14 protein-coding genes are annotated in these 12,567 nt (G+C 69.0%); 11 read left to right on the forward strand and 3 right to left on the reverse strand.

What is annotated here, in order from left to right:
* From AHIS1636_RS14640 to AHIS1636_RS14650, 3 genes are read left to right on the forward strand one after another with little or no spacing between them, the layout of a single operon-like run.
* Nucleotides 1-765, forward strand: coding sequence for a lysophospholipid acyltransferase family protein (locus AHIS1636_RS14640; RefSeq protein WP_264796577.1), 765 nt, complete (start codon nucleotides 1-3; stop codon nucleotides 763-765).
* Nucleotides 762-1,799 (forward strand): NAD(P)H-dependent glycerol-3-phosphate dehydrogenase, encoded by a 1,038-nt coding sequence (locus AHIS1636_RS14645; RefSeq protein WP_264796578.1) that lies wholly within the window; start codon nucleotides 762-764, stop codon nucleotides 1,797-1,799. Before AHIS1636_RS14640 ends, AHIS1636_RS14645 begins: the two co-directional genes overlap by 4 nt.
* A 2-nt stretch (nucleotides 1,800-1,801) precedes the next feature.
* On the forward strand, nucleotides 1,802-2,944 hold the full coding sequence (locus AHIS1636_RS14650) for a D-alanine--D-alanine ligase family protein (RefSeq protein WP_373875857.1): 1,143 nt from the start codon (nucleotides 1,802-1,804) through the stop codon (nucleotides 2,942-2,944).
* A gap of 60 nt (nucleotides 2,945-3,004) precedes the next feature.
* Here the strand turns inward: AHIS1636_RS14650 and AHIS1636_RS14655 are convergent, their stop codons facing one another.
* Complete coding sequence (locus tag AHIS1636_RS14655; protein WP_264796580.1) at nucleotides 3,005-3,490, reverse strand: DUF3515 domain-containing protein; 486 nt, start codon at nucleotides 3,488-3,490, stop codon at nucleotides 3,005-3,007.
* Nucleotides 3,491-3,690: 200 nt separating this feature from the next.
* Between AHIS1636_RS14655 and AHIS1636_RS14660 the strand changes: the two genes are divergently transcribed.
* Genes AHIS1636_RS14660 through rsmD form a run of 3 tightly spaced genes read left to right on the forward strand, consistent with a single transcriptional unit; the run spans nucleotide 3,691 to nucleotide 7,417 of the window.
* A complete protein-coding gene (locus tag AHIS1636_RS14660) occupies nucleotides 3,691-4,626 on the forward strand; it encodes a DAK2 domain-containing protein (protein ID WP_264796666.1) in 936 nt (311 codons plus the stop codon).
* A complete protein-coding gene (locus AHIS1636_RS14665) occupies nucleotides 4,619-6,826 on the forward strand; it encodes an ATP-dependent DNA helicase RecG (RefSeq protein WP_264796581.1) in 2,208 nt (735 codons plus the stop codon). Before AHIS1636_RS14660 ends, AHIS1636_RS14665 begins: the two co-directional genes overlap by 8 nt.
* A 3-nt stretch (nucleotides 6,827-6,829) precedes the next feature.
* Entirely contained in the window at nucleotides 6,830-7,417 is a 588-nt protein-coding gene (rsmD, locus tag AHIS1636_RS14670; protein WP_264796582.1) for a 16S rRNA (guanine(966)-N(2))-methyltransferase RsmD, read from the forward strand.
* On the opposite strand, the gene AHIS1636_RS14675 is transcribed toward rsmD, so the two are convergent.
* On the reverse strand, nucleotides 7,398-8,165 hold the full coding sequence (locus AHIS1636_RS14675) for a spermidine synthase (protein ID WP_264796583.1): 768 nt from the start codon (nucleotides 8,163-8,165) through the stop codon (nucleotides 7,398-7,400). The genes rsmD and AHIS1636_RS14675 overlap by 20 nt on opposite strands.
* A 3-nt stretch (nucleotides 8,166-8,168) precedes the next feature.
* Nucleotides 8,169-9,410: an aminotransferase class I/II-fold pyridoxal phosphate-dependent enzyme gene (locus AHIS1636_RS14680; protein ID WP_264796584.1), complete on the reverse strand. Its 1,242-nt coding sequence runs from the start codon at nucleotides 9,408-9,410 to the stop codon at nucleotides 8,169-8,171.
* A 73-nt stretch (nucleotides 9,411-9,483) separates the two neighbouring features.
* Between AHIS1636_RS14680 and coaD the strand changes: the two genes are divergently transcribed.
* From coaD to mutM, 5 genes are all read left to right on the forward strand, one after another.
* Nucleotides 9,484-9,963, forward strand: coding sequence for a pantetheine-phosphate adenylyltransferase (gene coaD / locus AHIS1636_RS14685; protein WP_264796585.1), 480 nt, complete (start codon nucleotides 9,484-9,486; stop codon nucleotides 9,961-9,963).
* A gap of 90 nt (nucleotides 9,964-10,053) precedes the next feature.
* Nucleotides 10,054-10,653 (forward strand): YceD family protein, encoded by a 600-nt coding sequence (locus AHIS1636_RS14690; protein WP_373875853.1) that lies wholly within the window; start codon nucleotides 10,054-10,056, stop codon nucleotides 10,651-10,653.
* 2 nt (nucleotides 10,654-10,655) lie between these two features.
* Complete coding sequence (rpmF, locus tag AHIS1636_RS14695) at nucleotides 10,656-10,859, forward strand: 50S ribosomal protein L32 (protein WP_055240805.1); 204 nt, start codon at nucleotides 10,656-10,658, stop codon at nucleotides 10,857-10,859.
* Nucleotides 10,860-10,870: 11 nt separating this feature from the next.
* Nucleotides 10,871-11,566, forward strand: coding sequence for a ribonuclease III (rnc, locus tag AHIS1636_RS14700; RefSeq protein WP_264796586.1), 696 nt, complete (start codon nucleotides 10,871-10,873; stop codon nucleotides 11,564-11,566).
* Nucleotides 11,559-12,560, forward strand: a complete 1,002-nt coding sequence (mutM, locus tag AHIS1636_RS14705; RefSeq protein WP_264796587.1) for a bifunctional DNA-formamidopyrimidine glycosylase/DNA-(apurinic or apyrimidinic site) lyase — start codon at nucleotides 11,559-11,561, stop codon at nucleotides 12,558-12,560. The genes rnc and mutM overlap by 8 nt, the downstream gene beginning before the upstream one ends.
* Nucleotides 12,561-12,567: the final 7 nt, after the last annotated feature.

Here is a 12,567-nt window from a genome sequence, read left to right on the forward strand (position 1 = left end):
ATGAAAGCGGGACGCAAGGAACGTGCCACCCTCGGAACGGTGGCCGTGCTGGTCCGGCCGGTCCTGGACCTGGTGCTGGGACGTCAGTGGAGCGGCGGCGGGCATCTGCCCAAGGACCGCGGCTTCATCGTCTGCCCGAACCACAACACGGAGATCGACCCGCTGGTCGTGGGGCACTACATCTACAACCACGGCCATCTCCCGCACTTCCTCGCGAAGGCGTCGCTGTTCAACATTCCGGTGGTCGGCAAGATCCTGGGCGCCTCCCGGCAGATTCCCGTGGAGCGAAGCAGCGCCGGAGCCAACCGTTCGCTGGAGACCGCGCGCAGCGTCATGGACGAGGGCGGAGCGGTCATCATCTACCCCGAGGGCACACTGACCCGCGATCCCGATCTCTGGCCGATGCGCGGCCGGACCGGAGCCGCGCGGCTGGCGCTCCAGACGGGGGCGCCCGTGGTACCGGTGGCGCACTGGGGCGCCAACGAGCTCCTTCCGCGCTACGCGAAGAAGCTGCACCTGTTCCCGCGCAAGACCGCGCGCGTCGTCGCCGGCCCGCCGGTGGACCTGAGCGAGTTCGAGGGCCTTCCGGTGACCAAAACGGTGCTGGAGGCGGCCACGAACAAGATCATGGACGCCATCACCGAGCTATTGGAGGGGCTCCGCAATGAGGAGGCTCCGGCCACCCGGTGGGATCCTGCCCAGCGCGGGCAGAGCCCCACGGGCCGGGATTTCGAGCGGGGGGCGCTGCCGGAGGACCAGGCGTGAGCGCGCGGACGGGCCTGCCGGCCGCGGTAGCCGTGCTTGGCGCCGGCAGCTGGGGCACCACGTTCGCCAAGGTCGTTGCCGACGCCCATCCGGAACTGGAGGTCCGTCTCTGGGCCCGCCGGGCCGAGGTGGCGGAAGAGATCAATACCAGCCACCTGAACTCCAAGTACCTCAAGGACATCGTCCTGCCGGAGAATCTGGGCGCCTCCGCGGATGTCGCCAAGGTGCTCGCCGGCGCGGACCTGGTGGTCCTGGCCGTCCCGGCCCAAACCTTGCGCCCGCAGCTGGCGGGCTGGAAGCCGCTGCTGGAGGACACCGCCGTCGTAGTTTCCCTGATGAAGGGGCTGGAACGCGGCACGGACGCGCGCATGAGCGAGGTGATCAAGGAGGAACTCGGCCTGCCGGACGAGCGCGTCGCGGTCATTTCGGGACCCAACCTGGCGATGGAGATCGCCCGGAAGGAACCCACCGCCTCCGTGGTCGCATGCACGGACCGCGAGGTCGCGCAGTGGATCGCCAACACCTGCACGGCCAGCTACTTCCGGCCGTACACCAACACGGACGTCGTGGGCGTGGAAATCGGCGGGATCGTCAAGAACGTTATCGCGCTCTGCGTCGGCATCTGCGACGGCAAGCACATGGGCGACAACACCAAGGCCTCCGTGATCACCCGCGGCCTGGCCGAAACCACCCGCCTGACCCTCGCCCTCGGCGGGGAGGTCGAAACCATGGCCGGACTCGCCGGGCTGGGCGACCTGGTGGCGACGTGTTCCTCGCCGCTTTCGCGCAACCACACCGCCGGCCGGCTGCTGGGCGAGGGGCTAAGCCTCGACGAGGTCAACCTGCGCATGACCCAGACGGCCGAAGGCATCAAGTCCGGCCGCGCCGTGCTGGACCTGGCCAACCACATGGGCGTGGAAATGCCGATTACCGAAAGCGTGGTGGCCGTGCTGGAGGGGGAGATCTCCGTGGAGGACCTCGCACCGCGGCTGCTGACGCGTGAACTCAAATCAGAAGGCGAGCAGGACCAGTGACTTTGACCTCTTTCGATGCGACCGAGCCGGAATCCGGCACCAAGCCCCGCGTGGCCGTGCTGTTCGGCGGCCGTTCCAGCGAACATTCCGTCAGCTGCGTGACCGCCGCGGGAGTGCTCGCGGCGATCGACAAGGACAAGTACGACGTCGTTCCGGTGGGGATCGCGCGGAACGGCCAGTGGGTGCTGGTCAACGCGGATCCGCAGGAATGGACCCTCACGGCCGGCCAGCTGCCGGAGGTCCCGGACTCGGCGGAGCAGGTGATGCTGGCCGCACGGGATTCGGCCGCGGAGCTGCTGATGCGGACCGGTCCCGAATCGACCCGGAGCATGGGGCGCATCGATGTGGTGCTGCCGCTGCTGCACGGCCCGTTCGGCGAAGACGGCACGCTGCAGGGCATGCTCGAGATGGCGGACGTCCGCTACGTCGGCGCGGGTGTGCTCGCCTCGGCCGTGGGGATGGACAAGCACTTCATGAAGCTGGCCTTCGCCGCCGCAGGACTCGAGGTGGGACCGTACGAGGTCATCACGGACCGGCAGTGGCAGCGGGACCCGGAAGCCGCGCTGCAGCGTGCCGCCGCGCTGGGCTTCCCGGTGTTCGTCAAGCCCGCCCGAGCCGGTTCCTCCATGGGGATCACTCGGGTGACGGAGGCGGCGCAGCTGCGTTCCGCCGTCGAAATCGCCCGCGGGCATGACCCCAAGGTGGTCGTGGAAGCCGGCATCCCCGGACGGGAGATCGAGGTCGCCGTCCTGCAGGGCCGCGGCATCGAGGATCCGCGCACGAGCCTGCCCGGCGAGATCGCGGTGCAGCCGGGCGAGCATGCCTTCTACGATTTCGAAGCCAAATACGTGGACGGCGCGGCGGCCGCGCTGAGCTGCCCCGCCGAGCTGCCCGACGACGCGACGGCGCGGGTGCGGGAGCTGGCTGCGCGGGCCTTCGACGCCGTGGGAGCCGAAGGCCTCTCGCGGGCGGACTTCTTCTATACCCCGGACGGCGGGCTGGTCATCAACGAGATCAACACGATGCCCGGGTTCACGCCGATCAGCATGTACCCGCAGATGTGGGCCAAGTCCGGCCTGCCGTACACGGAGCTGATCGACGAGCTGATCCACCTGGCGCTCAGCCGGCCTACCGGGCTGCGCTAGCCGGTCTACCGGGCTCCGCTAGCCGGCCTACCGGGCTGCGCCAGCCGGCTGCCGGCGCGCCTACGGAACTTCGAGGGTGTCTCCAGCGCCCAGGCACCTGTCGGTCTGCGGGATCTTGGCCGCCGCGTCCGCCAGGTCCACCAGGATGGTGCTTTCCGCCACCTCGTCCGGGTTGAAGACCAGTTCTGTGGCCGGAGTGCGTCCGTAGGTGACGGCGGTCCAGGTGCCGTCGCCTTCGCGCAGCACCCAGTCGATCCCGTTGACGTTGACGCACTGGTCCGTCGTCGGACCGGGGGCCGGAACACCGCACCTGAGGATCACGCGGGACGGGTCTCCCCAAGCCGCGGTCGCCTGGCTGGACGTCTCGCGGCGCGGGAAGTCCGCAACGAACTGGGGGAGTATGACCATCATGGGAGCGCAGGCGGGGTTGGCCGCGTCTTCGGCCGGCTCGACATCGACGATCGGGGAACATGCGGAGGCCGCCATGACCACCCCGGCACCGAGGAGCAGGAGGGGCACGCGCTTCGCGGACGGATTTCGGTGCATGGATCCAGCCTATCGGCTGCCGGAAGCAGAAGAATTTCGGCTCTTGTTCCGCGCGGCATGCCAAAACGTTATCCCCGCCGCAGATTCTCTGCGGTAGGCTCGGTTAACGCCTCAGAACTGAAAGACGCCGCGGGCCAGCGCGCCGGCGGCCACGGGAACGGACCGACTTGCAGACAAAAGTAGCCGCGAATGCGCAGGCGTTGAAACGCTGGCTCGGCAAAGCGGAAGTGGTACTGGGCAATCACAGCGACCGGCTGAACGCGATCAATATTTTCCCGGTCGCGGACGGTGACACCGGAACCAACCTCTACCTGACCGTGCGGTCCGCCGCCCTCGCAGCCGCGGAGGCGGAGACCACGGACGTGGGCGAGCTGCTGGCAGCTGCCGGCCAAGCGGCAATGGAGGAGGCCCGGGGCAACAGCGGAACCCTGTTCTCGGTTTTCCTCTCGGCGCTCTCCGAGCCGCTGCACGGCACCACCCGGCTGACCGGCCCGCTGCTGGCCGCAGCGCTGCAGCGCGCGGAGATCCGCTGCTGGTCGGCCCTGAGCGACCCGGTGCCGGGCACGATGCTGTCCGTGATCGAGGCCGTCTCCCGCGCGGCCAACACCGGGGACCCGGTGCATGCCGGGGACCATTCGAACCATGCTTTGGCCGCCACGCTGGAGGCGGTCGTTGCCGCCGCCCTGGAAGCGGTGGTGGAGACGGAGGACCAGCTGGGCCCGCTGGCAGCCGCGGAGGTGGTGGACGCGGGCGCCGTGGGCTTCCTGCTCATCCTCGACACCCTCCGCGCGAGCGCCTTGGGCGAGGAACTCCAGCCGGAGCTGCTGGACGGGCTCCACGGGTACAGCGTCCAGGACCCGCACATCCACCTGGACCATGCCCACGAGGGCGTCGAGGTCATGTGCACCATCAACCTCAGTCCGCTGGACGCCGCGACGCTGCGGCTGCAGCTGGACGAGCTCGGGGACTCCGTGATCCTCAGCGCCGTGACGGAGGTGGAGGGCGGCTACCGCTGGCGCATCCATGCCCATGTTCCCGCCGCCGATCCGGCGCTGGCCGCCATCCGGTCCTTCGGGGAGCCGAGCAACCTGTCCGTGACGGACCTTGCGGCGCCGGCCTACGAGGCCCATGACTGATCGGCAACCCCCGGAACTGGCGCTGCCCCTCGAGCGCCGGGTCGGCAAACGCACCGCCAATGTCCTGGAGAAGCACCTGGGCCTGCGGACCACCGCGGACCTGCTCAATTACTTTCCGCGCAAGTACCTCAAGCGCGGCGAGCTGACCCCCATTGCCGACCTGCCGATGGACGAGGACGTGACCCTCGTGGCGCGCGTCCTGAGCAGCCGCTCCCGCCAGATGCGGGCCCGCAAGGGGTCGATCACCGACGTCGTTGTCACCGACGGCCTCGGCGGCAGGCACAGCTCGGTCGCCCTCACCTTCTTCAACGCCTACCGCGCCGCCAAGGAGCTGACGCCCGGCACGCTGGCCATGTTCGCCGGCAAGGTCTCCACCTATCGGGACAGTCTGACGCTGACCAACCCGGAGTACGTGCTGCTCGGGGACGAATCCGAGTTCGACGCCGATGCCGCCCGCCGCCCGGTTCCGGTCTATCCCGCCACGGCCAAGGTGGCGAGCTGGCGGATCCGGTCGGCGGTCGAGGTCCTGCTGGACAGCGTCGACTTCGACAGGGTGCCGGACCCGGTGCCGGCGGACATCGCGATCCGGGACCGCCTGTACTCGCTGGGCGACGCCTACCGCAACATCCACCTGCCGGACGAGTTCGAGACCGCGCTGAAGGCCCAGGACCGGTTCCGCTACCAGGAGGCGCTGATCCTGCAGACCGCCCTGGCCCGCCGGCGCGCACAGGCGGCGGCGGAGGAGGCCACAGCCCGCCCGCATAAGCCCGGCGCGCTGCTGGAGCGGTTCGATGCTTCGCTGCCGTTCACGCTGACCGCGGGCCAGCGCGAGGTCGGCGAAACCTTGGCCGCCGAACTCGCCGCCGACCACCCGATGAACCGGCTGCTGCAGGGCGAGGTGGGCTCCGGCAAGACGCTGGTGGCGCTGCGTGCCATGCTGCAGGTCATCGACGCGGGCGGGCAGGCGGCGCTGCTGGCGCCGACCGAAGTCCTCGCCGGCCAGCACTATGATTCCATCCGCCGCACGCTGGGGCCGCTGGCCGAGGCCGGCATGCTCGGCGGCGACGCGGAGGGAACGCGGGCGGTGCTGCTCACCGGATCCGTGACCGGCTCCGCCCGGCGGAAGGCCCTGCTGGACATCGCCTCCGGGGAGGCCGGCATCATCATCGGAACCCACGCCCTGCTCTCCGACGAGGTGCAGTATTTCGACCTGGGGCTGATCGTCGTGGACGAACAGCACCGCTTCGGCGTCGAACAGCGGGACGCCCTCCGCTCCCGCGCCGTGCGCCCGCCGCACCTGCTCGTGATGACGGCGACGCCGATCCCGCGGACCGTCGCGATGACCGTGTTCGGCGACCTCGAAACGTCGGTGCTGCGCGAGCTTCCGGCAGGCCGGGCGCCGATCAGCACCCACATGGTGGGCCTCGCCGAACACCCGGCGTGGGGCACGCGCATCTGGGAGCGTGCCAAGGAAGAGATCGACGCCGGACGCCAGGTCTACGTTGTCTGTCCCAAAATCGGAGACGGCGAGAGCGAGGACCCCGCGTCGCTGGAGCCTACGGCGGACGACGACGAGGAAGGGCGGCCGCTGGCCTCCGTGCAGCAGACCGTCCAGGCGCTCGCCTCGCTCCCGGTGCTCTCCGGGGTGCGGATCGGCACGCTGCACGGACGGCTTGACCCGGAGGAAAAGAGCGCCACGATGGCAGCGTTCGCCGAGGGCCGGCTGGACCTGCTGGTGTCCACCACCGTGATCGAGGTAGGCGTCGACGTGCACAACGCCACGCTCATGGTGATCCAGGATGCGGACCGGTTCGGCATTTCGCAGCTCCACCAGCTGCGCGGCCGCGTGGGCCGCGGCGGACTGCCCGGGACCTGCCTTTTGGTCACCCAGCTGGAGCCCGGCCATCCGAGCCGGGACCGGCTCCAGGCGGTGGCCTCGACGACCGACGGCTTCGCGCTGTCCCAGGAGGACCTGAAGCTGCGCCGCGAAGGAGACATCCTCGGCTCCACGCAGTCCGGCGGCAAGTCCACGCTGAAGCTGCTGCGGGTCATCAAGGACGAGCCCATCATCGAACAGGCGCGCCGGGATGCGGCGGCGATCATCGAGCATGACGCGCAGCTCGGAGACTACCCGGAACTGGCCGAAGCAATCGAGCTTTACCTGAACCCGGAGAAGGAGGCCTTCCTTGAGCGGGGCTGACGCATGAGCCGGATCATTGCGGGCACGGCCGGAGGACTGGCGCTGGCGAACGTCCCGGGCTCCGCGACCAGGCCGACCACGGACCGGGTGAAGGAGGCATTGTTCTCCCGGCTGGAGGCGTACGGCGTCCTGCACGATGCGGTGGTGCTGGACCTCTACGCGGGCTCGGGGGCACTCGGCGTCGAATGCGCCAGCCGGGGCGCCGCCCGGGTGGAGCTGGTCGAACAGGCGGACAAGGCGGCGTCGGTGTGCCGGCGCAACGCGGACCAGGTCAACACGGTGCTGCGGCGCCGCGTGGTCCAGGTGCACCGCACCGGGGTCGAAGGGTTCCTGTCGAAGCTGCCCGGAGGCGGTCACTACAACCTGGTGCTGATGGATCCGCCTTATCCGCTCACCGATGACAAGCTCGCCCACGTCCTCGGGCTCCTGGTGCCGGTGCTCGCGGAGGGCGCCGTCGTCGTCGTCGAACGTTCCTCCCGCTCGCCCCAGCCGCAATGGCCCGCCGGGCTGGAGTGCTTCTCGGACCGAAAATACGGGGAAACGCAGCTGTGGTTCGCCGAGCCGGCCGAGGTCAGCCCGCAAAACTCCTGAGCTCGGCTCCGGTCAGCACGCCGGCCGGATGCGGTCCTGCCGCGAGCAGCGCCGCCGTCCACTCCTGCGGCCAGGGCTCGCGCCGCGCCGCGACGACCACGTTCCCGGGGTGGCGGCAGCTGAACATGGAGGCGTCGGCCAGCAGCGCGGCGTGCGGTGTGGACTCGAGCACCGCGCCGAGCTGGCGCTTGGCGAAGGCGAGCGGCGGGTCGTCTCCGATGTTCACCAGCAGCACGCCATGCGGCGACAGCAGTTCCAGCAGCTCGGCGTAGAAATCCGCCGTCGTCAGGTGCTCCGGTGCATCCTCGCCCGCGAAGACGTCCAGGACCACCAGGTCGAAGGGTCCGTCGACGTCGCCGAACGCCACCTCGTGCCGGGCGTCGCCGATGTACACGGTCAGGTCCGTGCCTTCGGGCAGCGGCAGCTGGTCGACGACGAAGTCGAGCAGTTCGCGTTCGAGTTCCACCGCGTGCTGTTCGGAACCCGGCCTGGTCGCCTGCAGGTAGCGGGCCAGCGTCAGCGCCCCGGCGCCCAGATGCAGGCAGCGCACGGGTGCTCCCGCCGGCGCCGCGAGGTCCGCGACATTGGCGATCCGCCGCAGGTACTCGTAGAAGACCTCCTGCGGGTGCAACAGGTTCACGTGCGACTGCTCGGCTCCGCCGATCGACAGGATGTAGCTGCCGGGGATCCGTTCGTCGGGAAAGATCTCTGCGTGCAGCCCTGCCCCGCGCAGGAAGCGTCCGGCCACCGGCTAGAGCCGTTCCCTGAGCCCGGCGAGCCGGGACGCGGCTTCCTCGAGCACTTCCGCGCGCTTGCAGAAGGCGAAGCGCAGCAGCGACTTGGTCCGTTCGGCTCCTTCCGGGTGGCAGAAGACCGGAACCGGAATGGCCGCGACGCCGACCAGTTCGGGCAGCCGGTAGGCCAGGGCGGTGGCGTCAGTGACGCCCAGCGGCGCCGCGTCGACATTGATGAAGTAGGTGCCCTCCGGCAGGAAGACCTCCAGGCCGGCGGCGCGCAGCCCCTCGGCGAGGATGTCCCGCTTGGCCTGCAGGCTCGAGGAGATGCCGTTGAAGAACTCCTGCTCCAGGGCCAGCCCCGCCGCCACCGCGGGCTGGAACGGGGTACCGGAGGAATAGCTCAGGAACTGCTTGACGGTCCGGACGGCCGCGACGAGTTCGGCGGGACCGCTGACCCAGCCGACCTTCCACCCGGTGAAGGAGAAAGTCTTCCCCGCCGAGGAGATGGTCAGGGTGCGTTCGGCGGCTCCGGGCAGGGTAGCCACCGGGATGTGCTCGACGCCGAAGGTCAGGTGTTCGTAGACCTCGTCCGTGATGATGATGGCGTCATGCCGGTTCGCCAGCTCCACGATGCGGGTGAGTTCCGCCCGCGTGAAGACGCTGCCCATCGGGTTGTGCGGGTTGTTGACCAGGATGGCGCGCGTGCGGTCGCTGACCGCGGCCTCCAGTGCCTCAAGGTCCGGATGGAAGTCCGGGGCGGCCAGCGGGCTGGTGGTGTGGGTGGCGCCGCTGAGCCCGATGACCGCGCCGTATGAATCGTAGAAGGGCTCGAAGGTCAGGACTTCGTCCCCGGGCCCGGTGAGCGCCAGCAGCGCCGCCGCGATCGCCTCGGTGGCGCCGGTGGTCACCACCACCTGGCTGTCGGGGTCGAGCTCCAGACCGTAGAAGCGCTGCTGGTGGGCGGCGATGGCCTCGCGCAGCGCGGGAATGCCCTTGCCCGGTGCGTACTGGTTCGCGCCGGAGGCGATGGCGTCGCGGGCCGCCTCGGCCATGATCCGGGGTCCGTCCTCATCCGGGAAGCCCTGCCCCAGGTTGATGGCGCCGGTACGGACGGCCAGCGTAGTGATCTCTTCGAAGATTGTCGCGTCCAGGCGGCCGTCGGCGCCCAGCAGGTTGGCGCCGGCGGCCGCCCGCCGCCACGGTGCGTCGGTGCTGCCGGGGTGTCCCTGGGCCAGGGTCCTGTCGGTTCTGCTCATGCTTCCCAGTAATACCACTGGTATAGGCCGCGGATGCTGCAGCGTGCCGGTTGGATGGGCTAGATTCGTAGATATGCGCCGCGCCGTCTGCCCCGGATCCTATGACCCCCTGCACAACGGACACGTCGAGATCATCGCCCGTGCCGCCAGCATGTACGACGAGGTCATCGTCGCCGTCTCGACCAACTATGCGAAGAAGTACCGCTTCGACCTGCAGACCCGCCTCCAGATGGCGACCCAGACCCTCTCCTACCTGCGCGGCGTCACGGTCGAGCCCATGGGGGAGGGGCTGCTCGCCGAGTTCTGCCGCAGCCACGGCGCGAACGTGATCCTCAAGGGCCTGCGCACCACGCAGGACTACCATTACGAACTGCCGATGGCGCACATGAACCGCCATCTCACCGGCGTCGAGACCATCTTCCTGCCGGCCGAGAGCAGCTACACCCACCTGTCCTCGACCCTGCTGAAGGAAGTGGCCGCGCTCGGCGGTGATATTTCCGAGTTCGTGCCGAAGGCGGTGCTGGAGCGGATCCGCCAGGAGAAGGCCGAGTAGGCGGGTCCGCCCATTTGGGGCTGCGCCGCAGTTCAGGCTATGATGGTTCGTCGGTCGTATGTTCAGTAGGGAGTTCGCATTAACGTGGTCATGAATCATGATCAGAATTCACGATTGATCATCGGAGTCAAGGATGTCGGGCGCAGCCCCGGCAGCATGCGGACCCTGAATGAACATGTACCAACGCCGAAGGATTTCGGTGTGGCACTCATTGGCGTGGAGGAAGGCTCCGACATGGAGCTGGATCTCAGGCTCGAGTCTGTCCACGAAGGTGTCCTGGTTTCCGGCACCGCCACCGTCACCGTCACCGGTGAATGCGGGCGCTGCCTGGATCCCATCGCCTACGAGCAGGCCGTTAGGGTGCAGGAACTCTTCTACTTCGAGGGATTTGATTCTCAGGATCAGGGCCCGGATGATGAAGAGGCTGAAGAGCAGCGGCGGGTTGAGCACGATTCCATCGATCTCGAACCGGTGTTGCGGGACGCAGTGGTGACAGCCCTGCCGTTCCAGCCGGTGTGCCGGGAAGACTGCCAAGGCTTGTGCCCTGAATGCGGGATGCGCCTTGAAGAGGATCCGGGTCACCACCATGAGGTCTTGGATCCTCGCTGGGCAGCCCTTGCCGGGCTGGCCGGCACGGTTGCCGACAAGGCACCAACAAGTACAGAGTCAGACGAGAGAGAAGAGAGTTAGCCGTGGCTGTTCCCAAGCGGAAGATGTCCCGCTCGAATACGCGCGCACGCCGTTCCCAGTGGAAGGCTACCGCCCCCAACCTGGTCAAGACCGTCGAAAACGGCCGCGTGACCTACAGCCTGCCGCACCAGGCCAAGGTTGTCACCGATTCGGCCGGTACTGCGCTGTTCCTTGAGTACAAGGGCCGCAAGGTCGCCGACGTCTAATCCCGTCCGGCATGCCTTCAACTGAAGAGCTATTGGAGCGTCTCGGCGTCGATATCGACGCCGGGACGCTTCGTCTTGCCCTCACGCATCGTTCCTACGCCTACGAGCACGGCGGCCTGCCTACCAACGAACGGCTGGAGTTCCTGGGGGATTCGATCCTCGGCTTCTCCGTGACGGACGCGCTCTACCGCGACAACCCGGAACTGCCGGAAGGGGACCTGGCCAAGCGGCGCTCCGCCGTCGTCAGTACCCGCGCGCTGGCCGGCATCGCCCGCGAGCTGGGCATCGGCCAGCACATCCTGCTGGGCCAGGGCGAGAAGCTCACCAACGGCGCGGACAAGTCCTCGATCCTGGCCGACACCGTCGAAGCGCTGATCGGGGCCACCTACCTCACCAACGGCATTGAGGTGGCCCGCCAGATGGTCATGCGGCTCATTTCGCCGCTGCTCGCGGACGCCGAGGCCCTTGGGGCCGGTACGGACTGGAAGACCAGCATCCAGGAGCTCGCCGCGGCCCGGAAGATGGGCGGCGTGGAATACCTGGTCCAGGGTTCCGGCCCGGACCACGCCCGCACCTTCGTGGCAACGCTGCATATCGGCGGCACCGCCTACGGCCAGGGCACGGGACACTCCAAGAAGGAAGCGGAGCAGGAAGCCGCAGCCGTTTCCTGGCGCCAGCTGCGGGCGGCCGAAACCGCCGATGCCTGAACTGCCCGAGGTCGAGGTCGTCCGCCGCGGCCTCGCCCGCTGGGTGCGCGGCCGCACCATCACCCGGGCCGAGGTCCTCGACGAGCGCTCCATCCGCCGCCACGTCCTCGGCGCCGAGGACCTGCGCGGCAACCTCGAAGGCGCCACCGTGGTCGACGCGGTCCGGCGCGGCAAATTCCTCTGGCTGCCCCTGTCCGCGGGCGGTAATTTCCGCGGGGATGTCGCGGCTGCCGCGAACGCCAAGAACGACGGCGGTGCGCCGCGCCTGGCGCTGATGGCCCATCTGGGCATGAGCGGCCAGCTGCTGATCGAGGACGCCGATGCTCCGGACGAAAAACACCTCAAGGTCCGCCTGGACCTGAGTCCGGCCCTGGACGCCGAAGGCCGGGCCATGCCGGCCGAACTGCGCTTCGTGGACCAGCGGATCTTCGGCGGGATGTTCCTGGCGGATCTGGTGCCCACCGCGGACGGCCACCCCGGCGGGCTGGCGGAGACGCCGCTGCCGCTGGTCCCCGCGGAGGCCGCCCACATCGCCCGCGACCCTCTGGACCCGGCATTCTCCTTCGACGATTTCTACCGGCGGCTCCGGGCCCGCAGGACGGGCATCAAGCGCGCGCTGCTGGACCAGGGGTTGATCTCCGGCGTCGGCAACATCTACGCCGACGAGGCGCTGTGGGCCGCCAAGCTCCACTTCGCCCGCCCCACGGATACGCTGCGCCGCAAGGAGGCCCTGGCGCTCGTGGAGGCGACCCGGGACGTGATGAACCGGGCGCTGGAGGCCGGCGGTACAAGCTTCGACTCGCTGTACGTCAACGTCAACGGCGCCTCCGGCTACTTCGCCCGGTCCCTGAACGCCTACGGCCGGGAGGGCCTGCCCTGCCAGCGCTGCGCGGGCCTGGGCCTCGACACGAGGATCCGCCGCGACTCCTTCATGAACCGTTCGTCCTACACCTGCCCGGTGTGCCAGCGCCGCCCCCGCAACGGCCGCTGGTGACCTGCCG

Origin of the sequence: Arthrobacter mangrovi, assembly GCF_026011795.1 — a bacterium.
GTDB lineage: Bacteria > Actinomycetota > Actinomycetes > Actinomycetales > Micrococcaceae > Crystallibacter > Crystallibacter mangrovi.